20 protein-coding genes, 1 pseudogene and 1 riboswitch are annotated in these 25,373 nt (G+C 69.3%); of the genes and pseudogenes, 10 read left to right on the top strand and 11 right to left on the bottom strand.

The genetic code is table 11. The features are described from left to right. Nucleotides 1-119: 119 nt before the first annotated feature. Nucleotides 120-1,640 carry a UDP-N-acetylglucosamine 1-carboxyvinyltransferase gene (locus tag BLV63_RS03220; RefSeq protein ID WP_066214199.1) on the bottom strand — a complete coding sequence of 507 codons (1,521 nt, stop codon included), beginning with the start codon at nucleotides 1,638-1,640 and terminating at the stop codon, nucleotides 120-122. A 413-nt stretch (nucleotides 1,641-2,053) separates the two neighbouring features. Here BLV63_RS03220 and BLV63_RS03215 point away from each other — a divergent pair, with 413 nt between their 5' ends. Beyond that, the gene (locus BLV63_RS03215; RefSeq protein ID WP_066213972.1) at nucleotides 2,054-3,001 is read left to right on the top strand and encodes a type IV toxin-antitoxin system AbiEi family antitoxin; all 948 of its coding nucleotides are present in this window, start codon (nucleotides 2,054-2,056) and stop codon (nucleotides 2,999-3,001) included. Between the two features lie 113 nt (nucleotides 3,002-3,114). Here BLV63_RS03215 and BLV63_RS03210 read toward each other — a convergent pair whose 3' ends face one another. The 3 genes from BLV63_RS03210 to BLV63_RS03200 are packed head-to-tail and all read right to left on the bottom strand — an operon-like array spanning nucleotide 3,115 to nucleotide 6,223. After that, nucleotides 3,115-3,936 (bottom strand): energy-coupling factor transporter transmembrane component T family protein, encoded by an 822-nt coding sequence (locus BLV63_RS03210; RefSeq protein ID WP_082724128.1) that lies wholly within the window; start codon nucleotides 3,934-3,936, stop codon nucleotides 3,115-3,117. After that, nucleotides 3,933-5,609 (bottom strand): ABC transporter ATP-binding protein, encoded by a 1,677-nt coding sequence (locus tag BLV63_RS03205; RefSeq protein ID WP_066213969.1) that lies wholly within the window; start codon nucleotides 5,607-5,609, stop codon nucleotides 3,933-3,935. The genes BLV63_RS03210 and BLV63_RS03205 overlap by 4 nt, the downstream gene beginning before the upstream one ends. Next, a complete protein-coding gene (locus BLV63_RS03200; protein ID WP_066213965.1) occupies nucleotides 5,609-6,223 on the bottom strand; it encodes an ECF transporter S component in 615 nt (204 codons plus the stop codon). Before BLV63_RS03200 ends, BLV63_RS03205 begins: the two co-directional genes overlap by 1 nt. A 44-nt stretch (nucleotides 6,224-6,267) precedes the next feature. After that, nucleotides 6,268-6,388: riboswitch (TPP riboswitch) on the bottom strand. 294 nt (nucleotides 6,389-6,682) lie between these two features. Here BLV63_RS03200 and BLV63_RS03195 point away from each other — a divergent pair. From BLV63_RS03195 to BLV63_RS03180, 4 genes are all read left to right on the top strand, one after another. Continuing rightward, nucleotides 6,683-7,396, top strand: coding sequence for a DsbA family protein (locus tag BLV63_RS03195; protein ID WP_066213962.1), 714 nt, complete (start codon nucleotides 6,683-6,685; stop codon nucleotides 7,394-7,396). Between the two features lie 230 nt (nucleotides 7,397-7,626). Beyond that, nucleotides 7,627-8,298, top strand: a complete 672-nt coding sequence (locus tag BLV63_RS03190) for a TetR family transcriptional regulator (protein WP_066213958.1) — start codon at nucleotides 7,627-7,629, stop codon at nucleotides 8,296-8,298. 109 nt (nucleotides 8,299-8,407) lie between these two features. After that, entirely contained in the window at nucleotides 8,408-11,311 is a 2,904-nt protein-coding gene (locus BLV63_RS03185; RefSeq protein ID WP_074783971.1) for an MMPL family transporter, read from the top strand. A gap of 226 nt (nucleotides 11,312-11,537) precedes the next feature. Further along, nucleotides 11,538-11,798 (top strand): DUF4235 domain-containing protein, encoded by a 261-nt coding sequence (locus BLV63_RS03180; protein ID WP_066213955.1) that lies wholly within the window; start codon nucleotides 11,538-11,540, stop codon nucleotides 11,796-11,798. Nucleotides 11,799-11,900: 102 nt separating this feature from the next. On the opposite strand, the gene BLV63_RS03175 is transcribed toward BLV63_RS03180, so the two are convergent. Then, nucleotides 11,901-13,592 carry an amidohydrolase gene (locus tag BLV63_RS03175; RefSeq protein WP_066213951.1) on the bottom strand — a complete coding sequence of 564 codons (1,692 nt, stop codon included), beginning with the start codon at nucleotides 13,590-13,592 and terminating at the stop codon, nucleotides 11,901-11,903. Between the two features lie 92 nt (nucleotides 13,593-13,684). Here BLV63_RS03175 and BLV63_RS03170 point away from each other — a divergent pair, with 92 nt between their 5' ends. Further along, on the top strand, nucleotides 13,685-14,284 hold the full coding sequence (locus tag BLV63_RS03170; protein ID WP_066213948.1) for a TetR/AcrR family transcriptional regulator: 600 nt from the start codon (nucleotides 13,685-13,687) through the stop codon (nucleotides 14,282-14,284). Between the two features lie 25 nt (nucleotides 14,285-14,309). On the opposite strand, the gene mnhG is transcribed toward BLV63_RS03170, so the two are convergent. From mnhG to BLV63_RS03140, 6 genes and pseudogenes are all read right to left on the bottom strand, one after another. After that, nucleotides 14,310-14,702: a monovalent cation/H(+) antiporter subunit G gene (gene mnhG, locus BLV63_RS03165; RefSeq protein ID WP_066213945.1), complete on the bottom strand. Its 393-nt coding sequence runs from the start codon at nucleotides 14,700-14,702 to the stop codon at nucleotides 14,310-14,312. Then, complete coding sequence (locus BLV63_RS03160) at nucleotides 14,692-14,976, bottom strand: MrpF/PhaF family protein (RefSeq protein WP_066213942.1); 285 nt, start codon at nucleotides 14,974-14,976, stop codon at nucleotides 14,692-14,694. The genes mnhG and BLV63_RS03160 overlap by 11 nt, the downstream gene beginning before the upstream one ends. Next, complete coding sequence (locus tag BLV63_RS03155; protein ID WP_066213938.1) at nucleotides 14,973-15,536, bottom strand: Na+/H+ antiporter subunit E; 564 nt, start codon at nucleotides 15,534-15,536, stop codon at nucleotides 14,973-14,975. Before BLV63_RS03155 ends, BLV63_RS03160 begins: the two co-directional genes overlap by 4 nt. Continuing rightward, the gene (locus BLV63_RS03150; protein ID WP_066213935.1) at nucleotides 15,533-17,164 is read right to left on the bottom strand and encodes a Na+/H+ antiporter subunit D; all 1,632 of its coding nucleotides are present in this window, start codon (nucleotides 17,162-17,164) and stop codon (nucleotides 15,533-15,535) included. Before BLV63_RS03150 ends, BLV63_RS03155 begins: the two co-directional genes overlap by 4 nt. Before the next feature lie 296 nt (nucleotides 17,165-17,460). Further along, nucleotides 17,461-17,934 (bottom strand): annotated as a pseudogene (locus BLV63_RS19195) (Na(+)/H(+) antiporter subunit C); the annotation flags it as partial. After that, nucleotides 17,931-20,933: a Na+/H+ antiporter subunit A gene (locus BLV63_RS03140; protein ID WP_373277845.1), complete on the bottom strand. Its 3,003-nt coding sequence runs from the start codon at nucleotides 20,931-20,933 to the stop codon at nucleotides 17,931-17,933. The pseudogene BLV63_RS19195 and the gene BLV63_RS03140, both read right to left, overlap by 4 nt. Before the next feature lie 113 nt (nucleotides 20,934-21,046). Between BLV63_RS03140 and BLV63_RS03135 the strand changes: the two genes are divergently transcribed. The 4 genes from BLV63_RS03135 to BLV63_RS03120 all read left to right on the top strand — a co-directional run bounded on the left by BLV63_RS03135 (nucleotide 21,047) and on the right by BLV63_RS03120 (nucleotide 25,338). Then, the gene (locus tag BLV63_RS03135; RefSeq protein WP_066213930.1) at nucleotides 21,047-22,426 is read left to right on the top strand and encodes an MFS transporter; all 1,380 of its coding nucleotides are present in this window, start codon (nucleotides 21,047-21,049) and stop codon (nucleotides 22,424-22,426) included. 210 nt (nucleotides 22,427-22,636) lie between these two features. Then, the gene (locus BLV63_RS03130) at nucleotides 22,637-23,560 is read left to right on the top strand and encodes an endonuclease domain-containing protein (protein ID WP_066213928.1); all 924 of its coding nucleotides are present in this window, start codon (nucleotides 22,637-22,639) and stop codon (nucleotides 23,558-23,560) included. Nucleotides 23,561-23,656: 96 nt separating this feature from the next. Then, entirely contained in the window at nucleotides 23,657-24,139 is a 483-nt protein-coding gene (locus BLV63_RS03125; RefSeq protein ID WP_066213925.1) for a cation:proton antiporter regulatory subunit, read from the top strand. Between the two features lie 2 nt (nucleotides 24,140-24,141). After that, the gene (locus BLV63_RS03120; protein WP_066213922.1) at nucleotides 24,142-25,338 is read left to right on the top strand and encodes a cation:proton antiporter; all 1,197 of its coding nucleotides are present in this window, start codon (nucleotides 24,142-24,144) and stop codon (nucleotides 25,336-25,338) included. The last annotated feature ends 35 nt before the right edge of the window (nucleotides 25,339-25,373 follow it).

Genomic DNA, 25,373 nt, shown 5'->3' with positions numbered 1-25,373 from the left:
TTCCATTCTCCCCGGCGGACGCCCCCACGGTGCGGAGGGCCCCGCGAGAGAACAGTTGACGCCCCCAAAACCTGGTTTTGGGGGCGTCAACTGTTCTCTCGCGAACCGCAGGGGGCGGATCAGTCCTCGAAGTACTCGATCCGCGCGCCGATGGAGTTGAGACGGTCCGCGAGGTCCGCGTAGCCGCGCTCGATCACGTAGATGTTGCGCAGGGTCGAGGTGCCGCGGGCCGCGAGCATCGCCAGCAGCAGGCAGGCCGCCGGGCGGAGAGCCGGCGGGCAGCCGATCTCGGCCGCGCGCCACTTGGTGGGGCCGTTGACGTAGATGCGGTGCGGATCCAGGAGCTGCACGTTGGCACCGAGGCGGTTGAGTTCCGTCAGGTAGATGGCACGGTTCTCGTAGACCCAGTCGTGGATCATGGTCTGGCCCTCGGCGTTGGCCGCGATGACCGCGAAGAACGGCAGGTTGTCGATGTTCATGCCCGGGAACGGCATGGGGTGGATCTTGTCCACGGAGGCGTGCAGCGTGCTCGGCTTGGTGGTGACGTCCACCAGGCGCGTGTGGCCGTTGCGCGCCACGTACTCGCCCGAGATCTCCAGCTCCTGGCCCATGTGCTGCAGGAAGGCCAGCTCGATCTCCATGAACTCGATCGGCACGCGGCGCACGGTGACCTCGGAGTTCGTCACGATGCCCGCGGTGATCAGGCTCATGGCCTCGATCGGGTCCTCGGACGGGAAGTACTCGATGTCCTGGTCGATGTTGGTGCGGCCGGTGATGCGCAGCGTGGTGGTGCCGATGCCCTCGATGGTCACGCCCAGCATCTGCAGGTAGAAGCAGAGGTCCTGGACCATGTAGTTGGGGCTCGCGTTGCGGATCACGGTGGTGCCGGTGCGGTGCGCGGCGGCCATGATGGCGTTCTCGGTGACGGTGTCGCCACGCTCGGTCAGCACGAAGGTGCGGTCCTTGCTGTCGGCCTCGGGGGCCTGGACCAGGTAGAAGCCGGACTTGGCCTCCACGGCGAGCCCGAACTGACGCAGCGCCTGCATGTGCGGCTCCACGGTGCGGGTGCCGAGGTCGCAGCCGCCGGCGTAGGGCAGCTGGTACTCCTCGCGCTCGTCCAGGAGCGGGCCGAGGAGCATGATGACGCTGCGGGTACGACGGGCCGCGTCCACATCCATGGCGTCCAGGTCCAGGACGGCGGGGCGGCGGATCTGCAGGTCGTTGTCGTTGAGCCAGGTGCACTCGACGCCGATGCTCGCGAGCACCTCGACGATCCGGTTGACCTCCTCGATGCGCGCCAGGCGGCGCAGCGTGGTGGTGCCGCGGTTGATGAGGCTGGCCAGCAGAAGCGCGACGCCGGCGTTCTTGCTGCTGTTGACGTCCACCGCTCCGCTGAGCTGATGTCCGCCCTCCACCCGCAGGTGGGTGACGCGCGGCCGCGCGGGGGTGAGGAGCGTGGCCTCGAACAGATCCTCCAGGCGGCGGATCATGCGCAGGCTCAGATTCTGCTTGCCGGTCTCCATGCGGGCCACGGCGCTCTGGCTGGTGCCGAGTTCCTCGGCCAGCTTGCCCTGGGTCCAGCCCTTCTCGCTGCGGGCGTCGCGAAGCCAGGAAGCCAGGTGATCCATCGTCTCAGTCATGAGCACGAATATATCAGATGTGAGTTACCGCGAAGCAAATCACCGGCCCGTCGGCTCGAATATGGGATACCTAAGTCATATTGTGCGATATTTCCTATGCCGTTTCGCGTCACGATCCGCGGGTCCGGGCCACTCAGCAGCTCAGGCCGGCTGCCCGTGTCCGCACCTGCCGGCTTCACCCCCCTCCCGGCCCGTCTGCCCCATCTGCCCACCCGCCGAGTTGCCCCACCTGCCGAGTTCGGGGGTTCGTTCGCGCGGCGCGGGTTGCAGCCAGTGCTTTCGGCACGAACCCCCGAACTCGGCGCGGATCAGGATTCCGGGTCCACGGCGCCCACACCTCCGGACCCGTTCCCTTGTCCACATATGCCAGGAGACCCCTCTTCCATCCCCGGATTCCAGACGAGACTTCACACATGAAAACCGTCACCGGGCAATTCCTCGAACACCTCGAGACCAGCGCTCCGCGCTTCTGGCGCACCCGTCAGCTGCTGGACTCCGGGGTGGGACACGAGAGCATCCGGTGGCTGCACCGAACCGGGCATCTTCAACGGCTCAGGAGAGGGTGCTATTACCCCCGCGCCGCCTGGGAGCAGCGGAAACCCTGGGAACGGGACACGCTGCGGATCCTCGCGCACGCCCACGTGGCGGTCCAGGCATCACCGGGCCGGTATGCCTACAGTCACGCCACCGCGGCGCGGCTCAGGGGATGGGCGGTCCTCCATGCGGAGCCACGGATTCACGTGACGAGTTCAACGCGCCCGGGTCAGGGACAGCATGCGCCCGACGTCGTGGCGCACACCGCGCCGCTTCCGGTGGACCAGACCGAGGTGATGTCCGGCGTCGTGGTGACGACGGCCTGCCGGACCGCGGTGGACTGCGCGCGGTCCCTCACCTTCAGCGGAGGAATGGTTGTCATGGACCAAGCGCTGCGATCCGGAGTGCGCGCACAGGATGTGCTGGACGCGACGCGTCAGTTGGTGGGCCACCGGGGCGTGATCCAGCTCCGGAGAGTCCTGGACGGCGCGGATGCCCGAAGCGAGTCACCCGGCGAGAGCTGCACCCGAGTGGCCGTCGCGCGAATGAACATCGAACAGCCCACGCCTCAGCTGGAGGTGTGGACCGCCCGCGGAATCCGTCGCCTGGACTTCGGGTGGGAACAGGAGAAACTCGCTCTGGAGTTCGACGGCAGTTCCAAGTACTTCGACTTCAAGCCGGCGGATCAGGCGCTCGTGGAGGAGCGGCAGCGCGAGAAGCTCTTGATGGAGCACGGCTGGTCCTTCATCCGGATCTCCTGGCGCGACTTGCAGGACGAGTCCGCCCTCAAGCATCGGATTCTGGCCGGCCTGAGGAGGAGCCGATGAGCCGGCGGTCCTTCGCGCCGGGTTCGGGGGTTCATGCCGAAAACACCGGCTGCAACCGGCGGTCTCGGAACGAACCCCCGAACTCGCCGCCCATCCGGCAGCCGTCGGCCACGTCAGTACACCACGTGCCAGACGCCCAGCAGGACCGAGGTCCCCACGGCCACGCCCGCGATGACCAGAGCACCCAGCACCACCCAGGCGTCGACGGCGGACAGCCGGGACGGCCGGGCCCAGGTTCGTGGTCCCGCGCCGAAGCCCCGGGCCTCCATGGTCACGGCCAGACGGGAAGCGCGGCGGATCGACTGGACGAGCAGCCCGAAACTCTGGCCCAGCTTCGCGGCAAGTCCGGACAGGACGTTCCCGGAAGCGCCGACCCCGCGTGCCCGGCGAGCCATGCCGATGGTCTGCCACTCGGCCACCATGAGCCCCACCAGGCGGAGCGCCGCGAGGGTGCCCAGGACGAAACGGTGCGGGAGACGCGCCAGCTGCGCCAGGGCGTCGGCCAGATCGGTCGGCTCGGTGCACGCCATGACGATGACCGCCGGCAACGCGATCGCCAGTCCACGCAGGAAGAACCCGACGCCCAGGAGCAGGGAATGTTCACCCATGGTCCAGATCCCGACACTGAAGATGAGCGGCCCCTTGTCCGGGGCGAGCACCGCTGTGCTCCAGCCTCCCAGGACGGCCGCGGCCACGAGCGGCCACGCCCTGGTCCACAGCAGGCGGAGGTTCAGGCCCGCCAGCGGAAGCACGAGGAGCTCGCAGAACACCGCGATCCCGGCCGACAGCCAGTCGATCGACCACACGAGTGCGACGGTGATGATCGCCAGGGCGCCGAACTTGGACAACGGGTTCGCACGCCCCAGAAGCGGAAGCTCGGCGCGGGACGCCGCGTACGGGTCGATGACGGCACGGTCGTCGGTCACGATGCTCATACGTCCCCCTTCCCGGGTTCGTCTCCGGTCCGCACGACGGCGGCCGCGCCCGCCAGCTCCGGCCCCGGCGCTCCCCCGAGCACCAGCTCCGTGGCGCCGAGGGCTCGCGTGAAGTCGGCGTCGTGCGTGACGGAGAGGAGTGAGACGCCCTCGTCGAGCAGTTCAAGAAGCAGTGAGCCCAGCTCAGCCCAGGTACGGGCGTCCTGCCCGAAGGTGGGCTCGTCCAGGATCAGCAGTCGGGGATGGGCGGCGAGCACCGTCGCGACGGACAGCCGCCGCTTCTCGCCTCCGGACAGCGTGTACGGGTTGGCGTCGGCCAGGCCGTCGAGCCTCAGGCGGTGCAGCAGCTCGTCCACGCGTTCCTCGCCGCGGCCCAGCTGCCGTGGCCCGAAGCGCAGCTCGTCCAGCACACTGCCGGTCACGAACTGGTGCTCGGGTTCCTGGAACACCGTGCCGATCCGCGTGATCAGTTCCTTGGCCTTCCAGCGGTACGGTTCCGGGTGCCGAGGCACGGCAGCGCCAGCGGCGAGCAGTTCGGACGAGCCGACGACGGCGCCCCCGGCCGGGGCGAGCAGCCCCGCCAGGGTGAGGGCCAGGGTCGATTTGCCCACGCCGTTGGGGCCGGTCACCGACAGCGCGCTGCCGGCCCGCAACTCCAGGTCCACCCCGCTCAGCACGGGGACGGACTTCCGGGGTGCGAATCCCCGGCGGGATGCTGAAGCCCGGCTCACGGCCAGGTCCCGGGCTTCCAGGAGGACAGCACCGGGAGGCGAGGCATCGGCAAGCGCCCCCACGGAACGAGCACTCGGACGGCCGATGGGACGATCTCCTGTCCTGCCCGCGGCGTCCCCGGGCAGGACGCGGCCGGAGCCCGCCAGCACGGGCACGCGACCCGGGATCCAGACCCCCTGGGCGGCCAGAGCCTCACCCTGGGCGTCGAGGACGGCGTCAGGATCACCGGACGCGACCACGCCAGACGGCCCGTCGACTCCCGCGCCCAGGACTACCACGCGGTCCACCGAGTCCTTCCACACCTCCACGCGGTGCTCCACCACCAGGAGCGTCGCGCCGGAAGCGGTGACCGCTCGGATCACGGCGTCGCGGACCTCGAGCACGCCGTCGGGGTCCAGGTTGGCCGTGGGCTCATCGAGCAGCACCAGCCCGGGACGCATCGCGAGCACCCCGGCGAGTGCCAGACGCTGCTTCTGCCCACCGGACAGGGCATGGGTGGGGTGGTCGAGGGGCAGGAACCCGAGGCCGACGTCGTGCAGGGCCTGGCGCACCCGAGACCAGATCTCGGAGGGCGGCACGGCGAGGTTCTCCGCGCCGAAGGCGACGTCGTCACCCACGCGGCCGAGCACCACCTGCGTCTCCGGATCCTGCTGAACTAGCCCGGCCCGGCCCCGGGCGTCCCGGGGCGCACGGCCGTCGATCAGCAGCGTGCCCGACTCGTCGGCGTCGTCGTCCTCCGCGGAGCCGAGGACTCCGGCCAGGGCGTGCAGCAGCGTCGATTTCCCCGCACCGGACGGACCCAGCAGGAGGACCTTCTCCCCGGGTTCCAGGTCCAGGTCGAGCCCTGCCACGGCGGCGCGGCTGCGGCCGCCGTGACGCCAGCCCCAGTCTCGTGCCGTGACCCGGGCCGGCTGAACGGCGCCGGCGAATCCGCCCACGATCAGCCGAAGACCGGCTCGGTACCGGCCTTGCGGGAGGCGAAGGAGGAGAGGGCGCCGGTCCGGGCCAGGCCACGCGTAGCCACCCAGGACAGCGCGCCCGCGATCACGGCGCCGGAGATGACGCAGAAGAGGATGTAGAGGAACTTGGCGGTGCCGTCGTAGGCGATGTTCCAGCCCCAGGGCAGGAAGCTGTCGTTGAGGCCGCAGAAGAGCCCGGATGCCGCCCCGGCCAGGAGCGCGGTGGGCAGGTTGAACTTCCGGTAGAGGAAGGCGGCGAAGATCAGCTCCGCGCCGAGGCCCTGCAGCAGCCCGGAGATCAGCACGGTGAGGCCGTACTGCGAACCCATGATGAGCTCACCGCTCGCGGCGACCGCCTCGCAGAAGATGGCGGCGCCTGGCTTGCGGATGATGAGCGCGCCGAGCACGGCCGGGATCATCCAGCCGCCGGCGTAGAGGCCCGAGAGCGGAGCGTAGGCGGCGGTCAGCGGGGTGATCAGGTTCGCGCCCTGGGACCACGCCCAGAACAGCACGCCACCGGCGACGGCGATCAGCGCCGCCACCACGATGTCCACCACGCGCCAGCCACGACGCTGGGCAACAGCCTGAGTAGTCATTGTCATCCTCCTGGGATTACAGGAGGGGAGGTGCCCGGAGGCACGTTCTGAGATGCTCGACTCCCTATCGCCGGTACTAACCGGATCAGGTTCGAGGGTCTGCGGTTGCTCCGCACTCTCAGCGCCCACACACCCTGAGGTGGCGGCGCTCCCCTGTCGTTCGTTGTGCCTCCCAGTTTATACCTGCACGACGACGCCGGCGCAGGCCCCACTGTCACATTCCCCGGGTGCCGCGGGAGTCGGCCCGGGCCGGGTGATCGCGGGACGCCCACCGACGGCTGAACTCGCTATGGAGAGCCCGACCTCGCTGTCGCCCGTAGCGATCTCGAACCCCTCATAGCGACTTCGCCGCCACGCCCACGGGCAGCGCACGGGTGGCCCGCCTCACGAAACTTGGCCCCGTCTCCGCGCCCTCGTTAGGCTCACACGCAAGCCGAACGTGACGATGGAAGAAGACTGATGCGCACCCAGAAGGCCGGATCGACCGCCAAGACCCTCCTCGCCTCCCTGGCCCTCGTGGTCGCCGCGGGGACGCTGGGAGCGTGCGGGGCGCCGTCGTCGTCCGACGTCTCCGCGCCGTCCGCGAGCGCCACGCCCAGCAGCACCGCACCGGCCACGCCGTCGGCCGAGCTCATGGCGAAGCTCGTCCCCTCGGATGCGCGGATCATCGCGAACCCGGCGAAGCCGCGGACCACGCTCATCCTCTTCACCGACTACCAGTGCCCGTATTGCGCCAAGATGGACACGCTGATCGAGCGCGCCAAGAAGGAGTATGGGTCCGAGGTGCGGATCGTCGTACGCAACTTCCCGCTCCCGATGCATGAGAACGCGCCGCTCGCGGCCAAGGCCGTGGAGGCCGCAGCCGAACAGGGCGCCCTGGAGAAGATGAGCCACCTCGTGTTCAGCAAGCAGGCCGAGTGGGCCAAGTCCACGTCGGGCCAGGCAGAGACCTTCACCGGGTACGCCCGCGAGCTCGGGCTGAACATGGACCGCTTCGCCAAGGACTTCGCCTCCCCGGCCGTCGCGACCCGTGTCCAGCGGGACCTCGACGACGCCAAGGAACTCGGCCTGCGGGGCACCCCGTCCCTGGTCTTGGAAGGTCAGCTGCTGCAGGTCGACTCCAGCGACTACAACACCCTGAAGTCCCCGCTGGACCAGGTTCTGGGGAACTGAGCACCGCCCTCAGACCGGGGCGTCCGCCGAGCCCTCCACCACGGGTTCCCCACCGGCCCCCGGGGTCCGCCGCCTGGCGCTGAGTCCGCTGTCAACGTGGTGAATCCGCTCCACGAGTCAGCGGATTCGCCCCCTTCATAGCGGACTCACGAGCGGGCCGAGCGCCACCCCAAACTTTGCACTCGGTCCCCTAATTGCACTGGGTGCACAAATTGTCGTACCATCGGAGCATGGACTCCACCACTTTCCTGGACGGAACTCCACCGGATCATCCCCACGGCGGCTCCGCGGAGGAGAAGACCTCCCGCCGCGAGCTCAACAAGCAGGCCACCCGCGCAGCCATCATCGAGGCCGCGGTGAACCTGCTCTCCGAGAACGGCCTGGGCAATTTCACGGCGGAGGACCTGGCCGACGCCGTCGGCATCTCCCGCCGCACCTTCTTCAACTACTTCCCGAGCCCCGAGGCGGCCCTGGCGGCCACGGTCCAGAACTTCCTGGACGGCGCCATCGGGGAGTTCCGCCAGCGCCCCGCCGACGAGACGATCCTCGATTCCGCGATCGCCGCGGTCATGGCGCTCGTCGAGCCCGGATCACTCTCCCGCATGGCGCGGATGTGTCTCCTGACCGAGAATCAGCCCCAGGTCCAGCGCTGGCAGCTCATGGCCTGGGATGATGCCACCAGCAAGCTCAGCGCGGCCGCGGTGGAACGTCTGGGAACAAAAGCGGACCCCTTCTTCGTCAGAACCATGGTGGGCGCCATCATCGGCGCCGGGAAGGCCGCCACGGAGTTCTGGCTGGAACACGAGGCTCCTCGCAGCGGACAGGTGACGGATGCCGACAGCATGGTCCTCAGAAACCTCATCACCCAGGCCCTCCAGCACCTCCGCAACGGCTTCGCCTGAGCGGCCCGCCCCGGCCCGGCCCACCCGGGAACCCGGAAACCCCGAACCCCAGACCTCCCGTCCACTCGCACTCCGCCCCGCACCACCGGCACCAACAAAGGCACAGACCATGGCACTCCTGCTCTACAGGCTCGGCAAGTTCTCCTACCGGCACCGCTGGTGGGTCGTCTCCTTCTGGCTCGTGGTACTCCTGGCCGTGGGCGGCTCCGCCGCGCTGTTCAAGGGGCAGCTGACCAACGAGTTCAAGATCCCGGGGACCGAGACCCAGCGGGTCATCGACCACCTCAAGCAGGCCCTCCCGGAGGCGGCCGGCGGCACGGCCTCCGTGGTCTTCCAGAACAAGGACGGCAAGCCGTTCACGGATGACCAGAAGAAGGCCGTCTCCGACGCCCTGGACAAGCTCAACGGCACGTCGCAGGTCCAGTCGAGCGTGGACCCGTTCACCACGCAGGCCGAGGTGGACGCCGCACCGGCGAAGCTGGCCGCGGCGCAGAAGCAGCTCGACGCCGGCAAGGCCCAGCTCGATGCCGGCAACAAGCAGCTGGACGACGCCAAGAAGCAGCTGGACAGCGCCAAGGCGCAGGCCGCCGCAGCCCAGAACTCGGGCGTGCAGGTGCCCGCCGCCCAGGCCGAGGCCGCAGCCGCCCAGATCGCCGCCGCCGAGAAGGACTACAACGCCGGCCGTGCCAAGTCCGATGCCGCGGCCAAGGAACTCGCGGCCCACCAGGCCGAGCTGGACTTCAACAAGCGGAAGTCCGATGCCTCGCAGGGCATCCGCTTCGTCTCGAAGGACAACACCGTCGCGGTCGCGCAGATCAGCTTCAAGGGCTCCCTGAGCGCCCTCTCCACCGAGGACCGGGACCACGTGGTGAACAGCCTGGTCGCCACGGAGAACACCGGCCTCAACGTCTACCCGAGCAAGGAACTCTCCGAAGACCTGGGCAGCCTGGCCGGACCCGCGGAGATCATCGGTCTCTGCGTGGCGGTGCTGGTCCTGATCATCATGCTCGGCACCCTGATCGCCGCGGGTCTTCCGCTCCTCATGGCCATCGCCGGGGTGGGCGTGGGCGTCGGCGGCACCATCGCGCTCTCGGGCGTCATCCAGATGAACAGCATGACGCCGATCCTGGCCCTCATGCTCGGCCTCGCCGTCGGCATCGACTACTCCCTCTTCATCGTCAACCGGCACCGGGGTCAGATCCTGTCCGGCATGTCGATGGAGGAATCCGTCGCCCGCGCGACCGGCACGAGCGGCAACGCCGTGTTCTTCGCCGGCGTCACGGTGGTCATCACCCTGGCCGCCCTCGCCGTCCCCGGTCTGCCGTTCCTGAGCCTCATGGGCCTGGCCGCCGCGGCCACGGTCGCCGTGGCGGTCCTCGTCTCCCTGACTCTGACGCCCGCGGTGCTCGGGCTGATCGGCAAGCGTGTCATCTCGAAGCGGGGCTGGCGTCGCGCCGCGGACAGCGCCGCGCACCCGCTGGCCGATCACGACGACGCCTCCCGCGGCTGGGGCGCGTGGGTCACCAAGTGGCCGTGGCTAGCCGTGGTGGTGTCCGTCGTCGTACTGGGCGTGGTGGCGCTCCCCGCGCAGAAGCTGCACCTGGCACTGCCGGACGGCGGTTCCGAGGCCGCCGACTCCTCCGCCTACAAGGCGTACTCCACCATCAGCACGTCCTTCGGGGACGGCATGAACGGGCCGATCGTCGTGGTCGGCGAGTTCCCGGCCGGTCTCAGCGAGCAGGATGCCGCCCTCAAGCAGCTCGACCTGGCCGACCGCCTGCGCTCCGTGCCGGGCGTCGTGGCGGCCGTGCCCGCCAAGCTCAGCGACGACCGCCAGACCGCGGTCTTCCAGGTGATCCCCACCGAGGGCCCGGCGAGCGAGAAGACCGTCCAGGTGGTCGCGGACATCCGTGCCAAGGGAGCGGACATCCAGCGCGATCTCGGCGTGAAGATCGGCCTCACGGGTCAGACCACCGCGAACATCGACGTCTCGAACAAGCTGATCGAGGCCCTGCCGCTGTACCTGAGCATCGTGGTGGGCCTGTCCCTGATCCTGCTGCTCCTGGTGTTCCGGTCCATCTGGGTACCCGTCCTGGCGACGGCCGGCTTCCTGCTGTCGCTGGCCGCCTCGTTCGGCGCGGTCGTGGCCGTGTACCAATGGGGCTGGCTGGGCTCCGTGTTCGACGTCCCGCATCCCGGTCCGATCCTGAGCATGCTGCCCATCATCCTGATCGGCGTGCTGTTCGGCCTGGCCATGGATTACCAGGTGTTCATCGGCTCCGGCATGCGCGAGGCCTACGTCCACGGCGCGAAGGCCAAGGCGGCCGTCCGGATCGGCTTCAAGCACGCCGCCGTCGTGGTCACCGCCGCAGCGATCATCATGACCAGCGTGTTCGCGGGCTTCATCTTCAACCACCTGACGATGGTCCGGCCGCTCGGCTTCTCCCTGGCATTCGGCGTGCTGGTGGACGCGTTCGTGGTCCGGATGACCCTGATCCCCGCGGCCATGCACCTCCTGGGCAAGCGGGCCTGGTGGCTGCCGGCCTGGCTGGAGAAGCACCTTCCGGACGTCGACGTGGAAGGCGCACGCCTGAACCAGGACCACGGTGAGGACTCCGCCACGACCGACGACGCCGACGGGACGGCTCCCGCCCTGGCCACGGCGACGGCGGGCGTCTCCGCCCCTGCCGCCTCCGGAGCGGGCGCCGCGTCGACCGCCCCGGCCACCGCCGTGGCGAGCCCCGGGAAGCCGAAGAAGAAGGCGAAGGGGAAGCGCGTCGTCGTCGAGCAGCCGGAGGAGCCGCACGCCCACACCGGCTCCCATGCGCTCATCCAGCTCCCCGATGCCGAACCGCGCGAGCTCGGCAGCCCGATCCCGGGCGGCCGCCGGGAAGCCCGGCAGCGCGAACGGCTGATCGAGACCGGGATGATCCCCGTGGTCCCGGCCGCCGGCGAGCAGAAGGCCCAGCGTGACGACGAGCCCGAGAGCGACCCGGTCAACGCCGGCCGCTGACCCGTCGCGCACAGCTGAGCCCCCGCCCACCCGGCGGGGGCTCAGTCGTTTCGGAGACAGCGCGTTCCAAACTCGCAAGCTCCCCACCGGCTCCCAAACTCGCAAGCTCGCTCGGGGCCCCTCGCGTACTAGCGCCCAGTCCGCTCCCCAAACTCGCAAGCTCGTTCGGGGCCCCTCGCGTACTAGGCTTACAGTGACGGCATTGTCATTACCGTGAGGGAGAAACATGCAGCTTCTGTTCAAATTGCTCGGTACGGCCGTGAGCATCGGCGCAGGTCTCGTGGGGTCGAAGCTGGTGAACGCCGCGTGGGAGAAGGCCACGGGCAACAAGCCCCCGCAGAAGGGCGACGACGCCGAGGCGAGCCTCCGCGCGGCCCTCAGCTTCGCGGTCATCTCCGCAGCCGTGAGCGCCGTGATCCAGGTCCTCACCAACCGTGGCACCCAGCAGGCCATCGCCAAGTTCAACAAGTCGCGGGACGTCGTCTGATCTGACGGCTGCCGCGCCACCCGCATCGCGAGTGGGTCTTTCACTCACCATCCCGTCCGGGATCCTGTGATCGAAAGGCCCACTCGTGGCGTTTCGGGGACTTCAGCCCTCGGCAGGCGCGTGGCTGTCGTGGGCCGAGCAGTGCGACTGCCCGCCGTAGACCGGGACCGGCGCCGGGTCGACGTCGGCGTCGTGCACCACCTCGCCGCCCACCAGCGTCAGGGCCACGCGGTGTTCCAGGAGCGCCGCGGGGTCCTGCTCGTGGTCGTAGAGATTCCCGCTCCAGGCCACCAGATCCGCGAGGGCCCCGGGCCTGATGACGCCGAGTTCGTGCTCCGCGTGCCAGGCCCAGGCGCCCTCGGCCGTGTAGCCGCGGAGGGCCTGGTCCAGGGTGAGGCGTTCCGCCGGAGTCCAGGCGTCCGAACCGTCCAGCCCGGCCCGGGTCAGCGACGAGTAGAAGCCCACCACGGGATCCATCTCGCCCACCTGCCAGTCGCTGGACAGGGCCACGTGAGCCCCGGATTCCATGAGCGACCGGAACCGCCAGGCACGGTCCCAGCGTTGTTCGCCCACGTTCTCCATCCACGTCCCGGCCACGAGATCCGGGGAGCAGTGCCGCGGCTGCATGGCCGCGGTGACCCCCAGCTCACGGAACCGGGGCAGGTCCGCGGGGTCGAGGCATTCGACGTGGACGATCCCGTGGCGGCGGTCGGTGGTCCCATTGGCCCGCGCGGCGTGCTCGATCGCGTCCAGCGCCAGGCGGATGCCGCCGTCGCCGGTCGCGTGGGTGTGGGTCTGGAAGCCGAGGCGGTCCAGCTCGGTGACGATCCGCGTGAGTTCACCCAGGGCCGCCGAAGGGTGCCCGCGATGGCCGGGACGGTTCGCGTAATCGTCCAGCATCCAGGCGGTGTGAGGTTCGATCACGTCGTCGGCGTAGAGCTTGATGGGTCCGAGCCGGAGGCGGTCGTGGGACGGGCCGTGGTCGACGGCGTCGCGGAGTTCGCGGCGGAAGGCGTCGTCGGCGTCGACAGGGTGGAAGAGCGCCGCGATGACCCGGGAGGACAGCTTGCCCTCGCGGATGGCACGGTCCAGGAGCGGCACCTCGGCGAGGGGGACCTGCGGCTCCACGACCGTGGTGATGCCCGTGGCCGTGGCCATTTCCAGGCTCGAGAGGAACTTCCGGTAGCGGCGGTCCGGGGAGTACATCGGGATGTCGCGCTGGAGGCCCGCGAGACCCGCCGTGGTCATGGCGCTCGTGTAGAAGTCGGTGACCCAGCCGGTGGGGCGGCCGTCGGCGTCGAGCTCGGGGTTGCCCCACGGGATGCCGCCACCGTCGTTGATCCCCAGAACCCGCAGTGCGGCCTCGTTGAGCCAGACGGAGTGCTGGTCGTAGGTCGTGACGAACACCGGACGGTCCGTCAGGCCGGCCAGGTCACGGGCGTTCGGGCGACGGCCGTGGACCACCGAGTAGACGGCGTTCTCGGCGCAGATCCAGTCGAGCTCGGGGCGACGGTCCGCGAGCTCCTTGATCCGCCGGCGGACCTCCTCGAGCGTCTCGGCGCCCTCAAGACTGACCGCGTCGGCGTCGAAGCCGAGGAGGAGATGGTTGTGCGAGTCGATCACGCCCGGGGTGACCAGCGCGCCGTCGAGGTCCCTGGTCCGGCGGGCCGCCGGGGCGTCCGCCGCGCTGCCCACGTAACTGATGCGGCCGTCGGTGATACCCACGGCCTCAGCCCACGGCTGAGCGGGATCGAAGGTCCGGACGGTCGCGCGGGTCAGGAGGAGATCGAGCATGGCGGGGTCCTGTCGGGAGTCAGAAGAATTCTTTGACATCAACGTCAAATAACTCTCTCAGTGAAGCACCGGCGCTCTGCTAACGTCAAGGCATGGCGAGGCCGAGCAACCAGACTGCACGACGCGAGAAGCTCGTGGCCGCTGCACTGGAGGCGGCGTCGGAGCGCGGGCTGCGCTCCATCTCGATGACCGACGTCGCCGCGAAAGCCGGCCTGACCAGGGGCGCCGTCCTCTACTACTACGAGGATCTGGACGAGCTGCTGGTGGAGGCGCACCGCGCCGGCGTCGCTCGGTTCTGCGACGCCCGGGACGAGATCGTGGCCGGTCTGCCCACGGCCGCCGCCCGTCTCGCGGCAGCCATCCGGCACGGCCTTCCGAGCGGCCCGGACGACGCCCTCATGCGCCTGCTCTACGAATTCGACGTCCTCGCGGGGAACTCCGCGCTGCACCATGAACTGGTCGAGACCATGTACCGGCGCCAGCTCCGGACCTACCGGGGCGTCCTGGAGGGCGGCGCGGCGAGCGGGGACTTCACCCTCCGCCTGCCCGCCGAGACCCTGGCCATGAACCTCGTCGCGCTGGAAGACGCGTACGGCCTGCACATCACGGCGGGGAACAGCCTCATCACCGTGGCCACGGCGGAACAGGCCATGCGCGACGCCGCAGCCGCCCTGGGCGCGGCCCCCGCCTGAGGGCGTCCCCTGAGGGAAGGGACGGTCAGTCCTGCGTCTTCCGCTCCTCCGCGGCCTGGGACACGACGGCGGCGAGATCGTCCTCCGTCAGCAGCTCCGGGTGACGGTGCTTGGTGCGGTAGCCGGCACGGCTGACCATGTGAGCCGAGATCGGCACCGTCAGCAGCTGGAAGAGCCAGGCGAGCAGGAGCACGGGCCAGACCACCCAGCTCCTCATCTGGAGCCCCAGTGCCACGAGGACGAGCAGCAGACCCAGGACCTGCGGCTTGCTGGCGGCGTGCATGCGGCTCATGAGGTCCGGGAAGCGGACCATGCCCACGGCGGCGCCCAGGCTCAGCAGCGCGCCGAAGGTCAGGGCCACACCACTCAGGATGTCGACCACGCTGTTCCAGTCGATGCTGTTCCCGTCAGCGGTCATCGCGGGGCTCCTCACGGCGGTCCTGCACGAAGCGTGCGACGGTCACGGAACCGATGAAGCCCACCACGGTCAGCGAGATCACCAGGATCAGATTGTTCAGGTGCCGGTGCACGGCCATGTCGATGCACAGGGCGGTGATCACGATGCTCAGCAGCACATCCGTGGCGAGCACGCGGTCCAGCAGGGACGGGCCCTTGGCGATGCGGTAGATGGCCGCGGCGGAGGCGAGCCCCAGCGCCACGACGGCCACCGTCACGAAGACCGGGTTGATCATGCCGTCACCTCCCCGGTCCGTTCGGCCCGCAGTCGTTTCAGTTCCTCGCGCGAGCCCATGACCTCGATGAGCTTCGCCTCGATGCGCCGCACCCCGGCGCGCACCTTCTCGGCGTCGGCCTCGGTGTGCACGTCCAGCGCGTGCAGGTACAGGGTCGACGTGGAGCGGTCGACCTCCACCACCATGGACCCGGGGATCCAGGAGCTGACGTGTCCCACCGCGGTCAGGATGAGGTCCGAGTGGCTGCGCAGCGGCACGCTCAGCACCGCGTTCCGCACGTTCGGACCCTGGAAGACCGCCACCAGGCTGACCTGGAGGGACGCCCACGCCATGCGTGCCAGCACCTCGATGCCGAACGCGATCGCGTGGAACACGTTGAAGCGACCGCTCAGCTGCACCGGCGGCAGGTAGAACACCCGCGTCACGGCGATGGCCAGGAGCGCCCCGAAGAGCAGCGTCCCGGGGCTGAAGTCCTGCCAGAGCATGGCCCACACCAGCATCAGCCAGATGAGCAGGGGCAGCTCCTGCAGGAAGCGGATCTTGCGGCGGTGGAGACTCATCGTGCACCTCCCGAGGTGTCAGCGGATGGGCTGTCAGTGGCCGGGGACTCGGCGGACGACGGCGGCGCCTCCAGGGGCGGCACCGCCACGTCCGGGCCGAGCACCGCGTGGATGTAGGAACTGCGGTCCAGCATCTGGGCGGCGGAGCGGTCCGCGAGCCCGAAGAGCGGACCGGCGAACACCGTCAGGGCCACCCCCAGGACCACGAGTGCCGCCGTCGGGGCGACCATACCGCGCGGCATGAGGCGCCGTGCCGCAGCGCCCGTGGTGAGGAGCTCGGGCTCCGGGTCCTCGGCGTCGTCGGTCGTGCGCCAGAAGGCGCGGTTCCACACGCGGGCGATCGCCAGCAGTGTCAGCAGCGAGGCGAAGACGCCACCCACCACGAGGATCACGGCGAGCACGGTCCCCTGCGCGACGCCCGCCTGAAGCAGGCCCAGCTTGCCCAGGAAGCCGGAGAACGGCGGGATGCCGGCCAGGTTCATCGCCGGGATGAAGAAGAGCACGGCCAGGAGTGGGGACAGCTTGCCCAGACCGCCGAGGCGGTCGAGGGATGAGCTGCCCGCCCGGAGTTCCACCAGCCCCGCCACCAGGAAGAGCGAGGTCTGGATGGTGATGTGGTGCGCCACGTAGAAGACGGCGGCGCCCAGCCCCGCGGTGGAGCTCAGGGCCAGCCCGAACACCATGTACCCGATGTGGGAGACGAGGGTGAAGGACAGGAGACGTTTGATGTCGTTCTGCGCGACCGCGCCCAGGATGCCGACCACCATGGTCAGCAGCGCGACCACCATGAGGGGCTGGTTGAGGGTGTCGCCCGGGAACAGGAGCGTCTCGGTCCTGACCATCGCGTAGACGCCGACCTTCGTGAGCAGGCCCGCGAACACCGCGGTGACCGGCGCAGGGGCCGTCGGATACGAGTCGGGGAGCCAGAAGGACAGCGGGAACACAGCCGCCTTGATGCCGAACGCCACGAGCAGCATGACGTGCAGCAAAGTCTGTATGCCGGGGTCGAGCTGCGCGAGCTTCACGGCCAGGTCCGCCATGTTGACGGTTCCGGTGGCCGCGTAGATCATCCCGATCGCGATCAGGAAGAGGAGCGAGGACACCACGGACACCACCACGTAGGTGACGCCGGCCCGGATGCGCGCCTCGGTCCCGCCAAGGGTCATGAGCACGTAACTCGCGGTGAGCAGGATTTCGAAGCCCACGTAGAGGTTGAACAGATCGCCCGAGAGGAACGCGTTGGACACGCCCGCGATCAGGATCAGGTAGCTCGGGTGGAAGATCGACACCGGGCCGTCGTAACCGGATTCACTGGCGCCCTGAGCCGAGGCGTACAGGAGCACGCAGAGGCTCACGGCCGAGGAGACCACGAGCATCAGCGACGAGAACGCGTCCACCACCATGACGATGCCGAACGGCGGGAACCAGTGCCCCAGCCGCACGGCCGTGGTGCCACCGTCCCAGCTGGAGGCCAGGAGGAAGCACTCGAGGAGCAGCGTCAGGGAGAGGACCGAGACGCTGACGGTGCGCTGCGCCCGAGGGTGCCGGACGAGCGTGAACGCCACGGCCGCGCCCAGGATCGGCAGCAGAACGGCCAAGGGGGCCAGGTACGCGAGATTGACACTCATGCCCGCCCTCCTTCCTCGGGGTGCTGTCCATGGTCGGCTTCAGGGTCGGCGCGGTGGTTCCAGCCTTCCTGGGGCTCGACGCCGGGCTGCGGGCCGGCGCCGTCGGCTGCGGGACCGCGGGTCCCACCGTCGGCGGAGCGGGTTTCGGTGCCCACGCCGTCCGCCAGGGCGGCCCCCGCACTGGACGCCGTGGAGCGGGTGCCCTCGGAGCTGTCCGAGCCGGTGGAGCTGCTGGAGCCCTCGGCGTTCCCGTCGCCCTCCCCCGCGGAGCCGTCGCTGCGAGCGGCGCCGTGGGCGTGGGTGGCCGCGCCCACGGCGGCGAGGACCGCGCCGTGCTGGGCGTCGTCGTCGGCCGTGAGCGGGAACTCGGTGGTCTCGTCCGGGATGACGGCGTCGTCCTCGGCGTCGAAGCTGGGCGTGTTGGCCACTCTCTGGTCTTCCGTGTCGTCCGCGATGACGTCCTGGCGGCCCAGGACCCATGTGCGGTAGATGATGCCGAGCATGAACGCCGTGACCGCGAAGCTGATGACGATCGAGGTCAGGATGAGGGCCTGCGGGAGAGGGTCGTTGTAGTCGTGCGGGTCGGTGCCCTTGACGAAGAGCGGCGCCAGGCCCGCGTACCCGCCCGTCACCAGGATCAGCAGATTGGTGGCGTTGGCCAGAAGCATGAGGCCGAGCGTGACGCGGGTGAGGCTGCGCTCCAGCAGGAGGTAGATGCCGCACGCGTACAGGATCCCCATGATCACCAGGAGGGTCATATTGGCGCTCATCGTGCCGCCACCTCGCTTTCCTCCTCGAGTTCGACATCGATCTGGGCGCCGAAGCCCCTCAGCACGTCCAGCACCAGGCCGATGACCACGAGATACACCCCGATGTCGAAGAAGGTGCTCGTCACGAATTTCACGTCGCCCACCACGGGCAGGCTGAAGTGGACGATGGCGCTCTGGAACACGTTCCCGCCCAGCAGAAGCGGGGCGAGCCCTGACACGGCGGCCAGCGCGAGGCCGATGCCGAGCACGAGACCCGGACTCATCCGGAGAGCCTCCGCGAGCTCGAAGCGACCGCCCGCCAGGTACCGGATGGTCAGGGCCATGCCGGCCATCAGGCCGCCGGCGAACCCGCCGCCCGGGAGATTGTGCCCCGCGAACAGCAGATACACGGAGAGCACCACCATGGTGTGGAAGATGAGCCGCGTGACCACCTCGAACAGGATGGAGCGGCGTTCCGGCGCCAGGGTCCGGCCCGCCACGATCCACGGGTTCCGCAGGGCCACGCCGGTCTTGGCGCGGGGCGGCGCCCCGAACTTCCGGGCCGTGGCCAGCGCCGCGGCCTCCGCGGAGCCTTCCGCCTGGACGCGCACCCGCCCGACACTGCCCGTCTCCACCCCGGCGCTGCGGCCGAGGCTGTTGCCGATGTTCCGGACGAAGATCAGGCTGGCGACGCCGGTTGCGGCCAGCGCCAGCACCGAGATCTCGCCGAAGGTGTCCCAGGCGCGCAGGTCCACGAGCGTCACGTTGACCACGTTGAGTCCGCCGCCCTGTTCGTAGGCGAGCTTCGGGAAGTCGAGCGAGATGGGCGTCGCCACCCGGGAATCCGTGGCGAAGAGCGCGAACACCACCATGGCGGCGCCGAAGGCCAGGCCCAGGATCACGCGGATCACCCGGAAGTGACCGCCCGTGCGGTCCCGGAGTTCCGGCGGAAGCCGGCGCATGGCCAGGACGAAGGCCACCAGGGCCACCGTCTCCACGAGCATCTGGGTCAGCGCGAGGTCGGGAGCTCCCTGCAAGGCGAAGATCAGCGCCATGCCATAGCCCGTCACGGAGACGAACAGGACGGCCATGAAGCGCTTGTCGGCGCGGACCGCGCCGAAGGCGCCGATCACGATCGCCAGGCCGATGAGCCACTGGAACGGGGAGCCGGGGTCGATCCAGTACAGATTGGACGGCACCGCCTGGCCGTGCCAGAGCAGGGTGACGGACGGCATGATCACCGCGACGGCGAGGATCACCACGAGGTAGAAGAACAGGGAACCGCGCTGCGTGCGGCCCGTGACCCAGACAGCGGTGTCATCGAGTCCGCCGATGACGTGCTGGTACACCCGGTCCGCCTCGGGGACCTTCGGCATCGCTGCCTGGAAGCGGGTGACCCGCTCCCGCGCGACCACCAGCAGGGTGCCGACCAGGAACGTGACGGCGGTCAGGCCGAGCGCGGCCGTGAAGCCGTGCCACAGCTCGAGGTGGCCGGCGGAGGCCGCCTCCTCGATGTGCTCCTCGGTCTCCTGGAAGAGCGCCGCGTACGGCTGGACCCACGAATCCACCGGCACCGGCCACAGGCCGTAGACGAGGCTGAGCGCGGCCAGGATCGCGGGCGACGCGAGGAAGGAGAAGCGGATCGGCTTGAACGGCGTGGGCGGCACGCCCGGCTTCGTCGAGAAAGCCCCCCATATGAACCGAGCGGAATATGCGAACGTGAGTATAGATCCCACCACGATGCCGATCAGCACCACCGGGCCCCAGGGCCCCGGCGCCGTCGACGTCTCACCCGTGGCCCAGTCGACGAACGCCGTGAACACGCTCTCCTTGGCCACAAATCCGGCGAGCGGCGGGATGCCGGCCATGGAGGCCGCGGCCAGGACGGCCACGACGCCGAGCGCCCGGGAGGAGCGGAACACCCCGGAGAGCTTGCGGACGTCGCGCGTGCCCGTCTGATGGTCGATGATGCCCACGACCAGGAACAGCGCGGCCTTGAAGAGGCCGTGCGCGAGGAGCAGGGCGAGGCCTGCGAGTCCAGCTTCGGGGGTGCCGAGGCCCACCACCATCGTCAGGAAGCCGAGCTGCGACACTGTGCCGTACGCCAGGATGAGCTTGATGTCCGTCTGGCGGAGCGCCCGGTACCCGCCCACCAGCATGGTGATCAGGCCCAGGCCGAGGACCACGGGAAGCCAGGTGTCGGCCTGCGAGAACCCGGGTGCCAGGCGCGCCACGAGGTAGATGCCGGCCTTCACCATGGCCGCGGCATGGAGGTACGCGCTCACCGGGGTCGGCGCGGCCATCGCGCCGGGCAGCCAGAAGTGGAACGGGAAGAGCGCGCTCTTGGTGATCGCGCCGACCAGCACCAGCACGACGGCGACGCCCAGCGCGGCGGCCGCGGCGCCGTCGCGGTTCGCGCCCGTCAGCAGGGCCGGGGCGCGCTCCAGGAGGGTCGAGACGCGGCTGGTCCCGGTGATCTGGGCCATCATGAGGAGGCCGATCAGCATGGTCAGACCGCCGGCGGTGGTGACGATCAGGGCCGTGAGGGCGGAGCGCCGGGCGGACAGGCGGGCCCGGGCGTACCCGATCAGGAGGTAGGACAGGATCGTGGTCAGTTCCCAGAACACGAACATGAGGATGAGATCATCCGAGGTGACCAGCCCGAACATGGCGCCCGCGAAGGCCAGGAGCTGGGCGCCGAAACTGCCCAGATCGGCGTCGTCCGCTTTGAAGTAGCGGGCGCAGTACGCGAGCACGAGCGATCCCACGCCGAGGACCAGGAGGCACATCACCCAGGACAGCGGATCCATGCGGAAGGTCAGGTCCAGCTGGAGCTGCGGGATCCAGTCGAAGTGCTCCACGAGGCCTGCGCCGTAGGCGGCGGGGTACTGGAAGAGCAGCCAGACGAAGGCGGCGGCAGGGGCCGCGGCCAGGAGGTAGAAGGCGTTCCGCCCCAGGCGCTTGAAGATCAGCGGAGCCACCGCGGCAAGCGCGAAAAGGGAACAGAGGACTAGGGTCACGTGGTCATCACCACTTCCGGTGTTGCTGGCCGCGGGCAGTCCTGTCATCCGGAGCGGTTCCTTAAACAGGTGTCTTCTCATTTTAGCAACTGGCGCCCGTTACTATTCGTGCTATGAGCCCCGAAGCGACTTACAACGCCGGTAGCGAACACGTGTCGCAGGAGACCGGACGGCGGCGGGGCATGGTCCTGGCCTGGGCCTCGTGGGATTGGGGTTCGGCCTCGTTCAACGCGGTCATGACGACGTTCGTTTTCACCGTTTACCTGACGTCCAAAGCATTCGGCGGCGAGGACCACGCGTCCGGCGTGCTGGGGCTCGGCTTCGGACTCGCGGGCTTCGCGATCGCCTTGCTCGCCCCCGTGACGGGACAGCGCGCGGATGCGGGCGGACGGCGGAAGCTCTGGCTCGGCATCTACAGCGCCGTGGTGGTCATCCTCATGGCGCTGTGCTTCTTCGTGCGGCCCGAACCCGAGTACCTCCTGCTCGGCGTGATCCTCATCAGCGTGGGGCACGTGTTCTTCGAACTGGCGGGGGTCAACTACAACGCCATGCTGACCCAGATCTCCACCCCGTCGACCATCGGGAGGGTCTCCGGCTTCGGCTGGGCCGCCGGGTACCTGGGCGGGATCGTGGCGCTGCTGCTGGTGCTCCAGCTGTTCGTCCAGCCGGCGTTCCACTGGTTCGGCGCGTCGACCGACGACGCCCTCAACATCCGCCTCGTGGCGCTCTTCTCGGCAGTGTGGTTCGGCGTGTTCGCGCTTCCGGTGTTCTTCCGGGTCCCGGAACCGCCGGTTCAGCCGGGCGAGGCGCGGGTGGGATTCCTGCAGTCCTATGTGGTGCTCGTCCGGCGGATCCGGGCCCTGTTCCGGCGGTCGCCGCACACCATCTACTTCCTCCTGGCGAGCGCGGTGTTCCGGGACGGTCTCGCCGCGGTGTTCACCTTCGGCGGCGTGATCGCGGCAGGGACCTTCGGGTTCCAGCTCAAGGACGTCATCTTCTTCGCGGTCTTCGGGAACGTGGTGGCCGCTGCGGGGGCGATCCTGGGCGGCTTCCTGGACGACCGCATCGGGCCGAAGCGCGTGATCGAGCTGTCCCTGGTGGGCCTCCTCGTGGCGGGGACGGCCATCCTGATCCTGGGCAACAGCGAATATTCCTTCTTCGGCATGCAGTGGCACGGCAAGCTGACCTTCTGGGTGTTCGGCCTGCTGCTCTGTCTCTTCGTGGGGCCGGCGCAGGCTTCCGCGCGGGCTTTCCTGGGACGGCTCGCTCCCGACGGCGAGGTCGGCGAGCTCTTCGGCCTCTACGCCACGACGGGCCGCGCCGTCTCCTTCCTGGCGCCCACGCTCTTCACCATCTCCATCGCCGTCGCCTCCCACTATGTCGCGGAGGGTCAGGCCCAGCGCTGGGGGATCCTGGGCATCATGGTGGTGCTCCTGGCCGGCCTGCTGGTCCTGATCCCGGTCAAGGCCCCGGCGAAGGACAAGGCCGCCTGACCCGCAGGACAACCCCGCCCCACTCCACGCCCCACTCCACGCCGTCCACACCCCCCGCAGTTGCGTGCTCAGTAGTTGCGGGTATTTCGGGCCAGGACCCGCAACTACTGAGCACGCAACTGCGGGAACCGGGAGCCACCGGAAACCTGAGCCATCCACATAGCCGGAACAGCGCGGCCATCCGCGCTCCCGCCTTGTTCCGATGGACGGATGAGAGCACAAGAACTTCCCGAACGATTCCTGAACACCTCGTTCACCGTGGCGGAGGCACGGGAGAGTGGTGTGTCCAGCAGCCGCCTCCGGGCCGCAGACCTGCGGGCGCCGAGCCGTGGGATACGCATTCCCCGAGGCGCGGATCCGACACTCCTGGCGAGCCTTCGGGCTCTGACCGCACTTGACGACGCGACGGCGGTCTCCGAGCTGACCGCTGCACGCGCCCGCGGCATCCCTCTGCCGTTCTGGTGTGACCAGCGGATCCACGTTTCGCGCACACGGGGTGGCACCCACCCTCGGCGCGCCGGCGTGGTCGGGCATCGAACGCTGCTGCTGCCAGGGGAAGTCGAGTACCTGGCCGGTGTGCGCATCACCTCGGCGGCACGAACCTGGCTGGATCTGGCGCACCATCTGCCCCTCGCGGATCTCGTGGCGGCGGGAGACCACCTCGTCAATGAGCACGGCCCGGATCACCCCTTTCCACGGGTGCCGCTCTGCACGGTGGCCGACCTCCGCCGCGTCACGATGGCCCACCCCAAGATGAAGGGGAAGAGGAACGCCATGGCGGCGTTGGACCTGATCCGCCCGGGCGCGGATTCGGTGCAGGAGACCCGGATGCGCCTGATCCTGGTGGATCATGGCGTCCCCGAGCCGGAGCTCAATGTGGTTCTCTACGACCCCTGGGGCAACCCGCGGGTGTGGCCCGACCTCGCCTACCCGCGGCAACGGCTCAGCGTGCAATACGACGGCAAGGTTCACGGGGCAGAGCGGCAGTACGACCGGGATATCGCGCGAGCCACGATCACGGCGGAGCTGGGTTGGCAGGAACTACGCATCAGCGCCGCCGACCTCCGCGGAACGTGGCCGAGCGTGGTCAGGAAAGTGCAACGGGCTCTTCGCGCGGCCGGTGAGCCTTCGTGACCGCGTTGTGTGCTCAGTAGTTGCGGGTGTTTGGGGTCTGGACCCGCAACTACTGAGCACGCAACACGAGAAGAGTCCGGGGACTAGGCTTATGCCATGCACGTGGATGAAACCGACCTCCCCGGACTCGGGGTGCGGAAAGACTTCATGACCGCCAGCGGCCGCAGGATCGGCGTGGTGGTCCACCGTGATGGAACCACGGAGTTCATCGTCTCCACCTGGGACGACCCGGACACTTGCCAGGCCTCCATCCCCCTCACGGGACAGGAGACCACCACCCTCGCCCAGCTGCTGGGCGGCCAGCTCATCGTCAACCAGCTCACGGAGGAGCACCGGGACGTCCCGGGCATCGTGACGCGCCAGTTCTCCATCCTCCAGGATTCGCCCTTCCGGGATCGCCCGATGGGAGCGGCCTCGATCCGCACCCGCAGCGGCGTCTCGATCGTGGCGATCATGCGGGAAGGCGAGGTGATCCCCTCGCCGGGTCCCGACGTCGTGCTCCACCGTGGTGACCTGCTCGTGGCAGTGGGGACGCTCGAAGGCCTGGACAAGGCCGCCGAAATACTCCGCAAGGGATAGCGGTGGACCAACTCGCGGTGACCCTGATCGAGTTGGGGGCCGTGGTCTTCGTACTCGGCCTCCTGGCCCGGCTTGCCGGACGGGTGGGCATGTCCCCCATCCCGTTCTACCTGCTGGGCGGCCTGGGCTTCGGCGCGGGCGGGATCATCCAGCTCGACGGCGTCCGTGAGTTCAGTCACCTGTCGGGTGAGATCGGCGTGATCCTCCTGCTGCTGATGCTCGGCCTCGAGTACACCGCGGACGAGCTTTTCACCGGCCTCAGGAAGTCCTGGCAGGCCGGTGTGCTCGACGCCGTGCTGAACGCCATCCCGGGCGCGGCCGTGGCACTCCTGCTCGGCTGGGGTCCGGTGGGCGCCCTCGTGATGGCCGGCGTCACGTACATCTCGTCGTCGGGCATCGCCGCGAAGACCCTCACCGATCTGGGACGGCTCGGCAACCGCGAGACGCCCGTGGTCCTCTCCGTGCTGGTGTTCGAGGACCTGGCCATGGCCGTCTACCTCCCCATCCTGACGGCCACGCTGGCCGGCGTGGGCTTCTTCGGCGGCCTGCAGGCGGTGGCCATCGCGCTGGCGGTCATCACGGTGGTGCTCCTGGTCGCGATGAAGCACGGGCAGCGCGTCTCGGCGATCGTGCACAGCGAGAACGCCGAGGTCTTCCTGCTGACGGTGCTCGGCGCGGCCCTCCTGGTGGCAGGCCTCGCCTCGGCGCTCCAGGTGTCCGCCGCCGTCGGCGCGTTCATGCTGGGCATCGCCATCTCCGGCGCGACGGCGCACAACGCCACCCGGATGCTCGAACCGCTGAGGGACCTCTTCGCCGCCATCTTCTTCGTGGCCTTCGGCCTCAGCACCGACGCGACGTCCATCCCGCCGGTCCTCGGCTGGGCGCTGCTCCTGGCCGTCGCGACCACGGCCACCAAGATGCTCACGGGCTGGTGGGCCGCAGGACGGGCCGGGATCGGCAAGCCGGGTCGTGTGCGCGCCGGCGCGGCGCTCGTGGCCCGTGGCGAGTTCTCCATCGTCATCGCGGGCCTGGCCGTCGCCTCCGGCGCGGTGCCGGGCCAGATGGCAGCCCTCGCCTCCTCCTACGTGCTCATCATGGCGGTGCTCGGGCCGCTGATCGCCCGGTTCATCGAAAGCTGGGTCAAACCCTTCATCAAACCCCGCAAAGCACCGGTGGCCGGAGCCGGAACCTCGGCCTGAGGTCCGGTTCCGGCCACCGTCGGATCGCTGCGGCG

Source organism: Arthrobacter woluwensis (genome assembly GCF_900105345.1).
Taxonomy (GTDB): Bacteria; Actinomycetota; Actinomycetes; order Actinomycetales; family Micrococcaceae; genus Arthrobacter_E; species Arthrobacter_E woluwensis.
This window is presented reverse-complemented; position numbering and strand designations above follow the sequence as displayed.

What these genes read in the sequence shown, in the direction of transcription:
- BLV63_RS03220 (WP_066214199.1), bottom strand. Translation starts at nt 1,640, where the DNA reads ATGACTGAGACGATGGATCACCTGGCTTCCTGGCTTCGCGACGCCCGC.
- BLV63_RS03215 (WP_066213972.1), top strand. Translation starts at nt 2,054, where the DNA reads ATGAAAACCGTCACCGGGCAATTCCTCGAACACCTCGAGACCAGCGCT.
- BLV63_RS03210 (WP_082724128.1), bottom strand. Translation starts at nt 3,936, where the DNA reads ATGAGCATCGTGACCGACGACCGTGCCGTCATCGACCCGTACGCGGCG.
- BLV63_RS03200 (WP_066213965.1), bottom strand. Translation starts at nt 6,223, where the DNA reads ATGACTACTCAGGCTGTTGCCCAGCGTCGTGGCTGGCGCGTGGTGGAC.
- BLV63_RS03195 (WP_066213962.1), top strand. Translation starts at nt 6,683, where the DNA reads ATGCGCACCCAGAAGGCCGGATCGACCGCCAAGACCCTCCTCGCCTCC.
- BLV63_RS03190 (WP_066213958.1), top strand. Translation starts at nt 7,627, where the DNA reads ATGGACTCCACCACTTTCCTGGACGGAACTCCACCGGATCATCCCCAC.
- BLV63_RS03185 (WP_074783971.1), top strand. Translation starts at nt 8,408, where the DNA reads ATGGCACTCCTGCTCTACAGGCTCGGCAAGTTCTCCTACCGGCACCGC.
- BLV63_RS03180 (WP_066213955.1), top strand. Translation starts at nt 11,538, where the DNA reads ATGCAGCTTCTGTTCAAATTGCTCGGTACGGCCGTGAGCATCGGCGCA.
- BLV63_RS03175 (WP_066213951.1), bottom strand. Translation starts at nt 13,592, where the DNA reads ATGCTCGATCTCCTCCTGACCCGCGCGACCGTCCGGACCTTCGATCCC.
- BLV63_RS03170 (WP_066213948.1), top strand. Translation starts at nt 13,685, where the DNA reads ATGGCGAGGCCGAGCAACCAGACTGCACGACGCGAGAAGCTCGTGGCC.
- mnhG (WP_066213945.1), bottom strand. Translation starts at nt 14,702, where the DNA reads ATGACCGCTGACGGGAACAGCATCGACTGGAACAGCGTGGTCGACATC.
- BLV63_RS03160 (WP_066213942.1), bottom strand. Translation starts at nt 14,976, where the DNA reads ATGATCAACCCGGTCTTCGTGACGGTGGCCGTCGTGGCGCTGGGGCTC.
- BLV63_RS03155 (WP_066213938.1), bottom strand. Translation starts at nt 15,536, where the DNA reads ATGAGTCTCCACCGCCGCAAGATCCGCTTCCTGCAGGAGCTGCCCCTG.
- BLV63_RS03150 (WP_066213935.1), bottom strand. Translation starts at nt 17,164, where the DNA reads ATGAGTGTCAATCTCGCGTACCTGGCCCCCTTGGCCGTTCTGCTGCCG.
- BLV63_RS03135 (WP_066213930.1), top strand. Translation starts at nt 21,047, where the DNA reads ATGAGCCCCGAAGCGACTTACAACGCCGGTAGCGAACACGTGTCGCAG.
- BLV63_RS03130 (WP_066213928.1), top strand. Translation starts at nt 22,637, where the DNA reads ATGAGAGCACAAGAACTTCCCGAACGATTCCTGAACACCTCGTTCACC.
- BLV63_RS03125 (WP_066213925.1), top strand. Translation starts at nt 23,657, where the DNA reads ATGCACGTGGATGAAACCGACCTCCCCGGACTCGGGGTGCGGAAAGAC.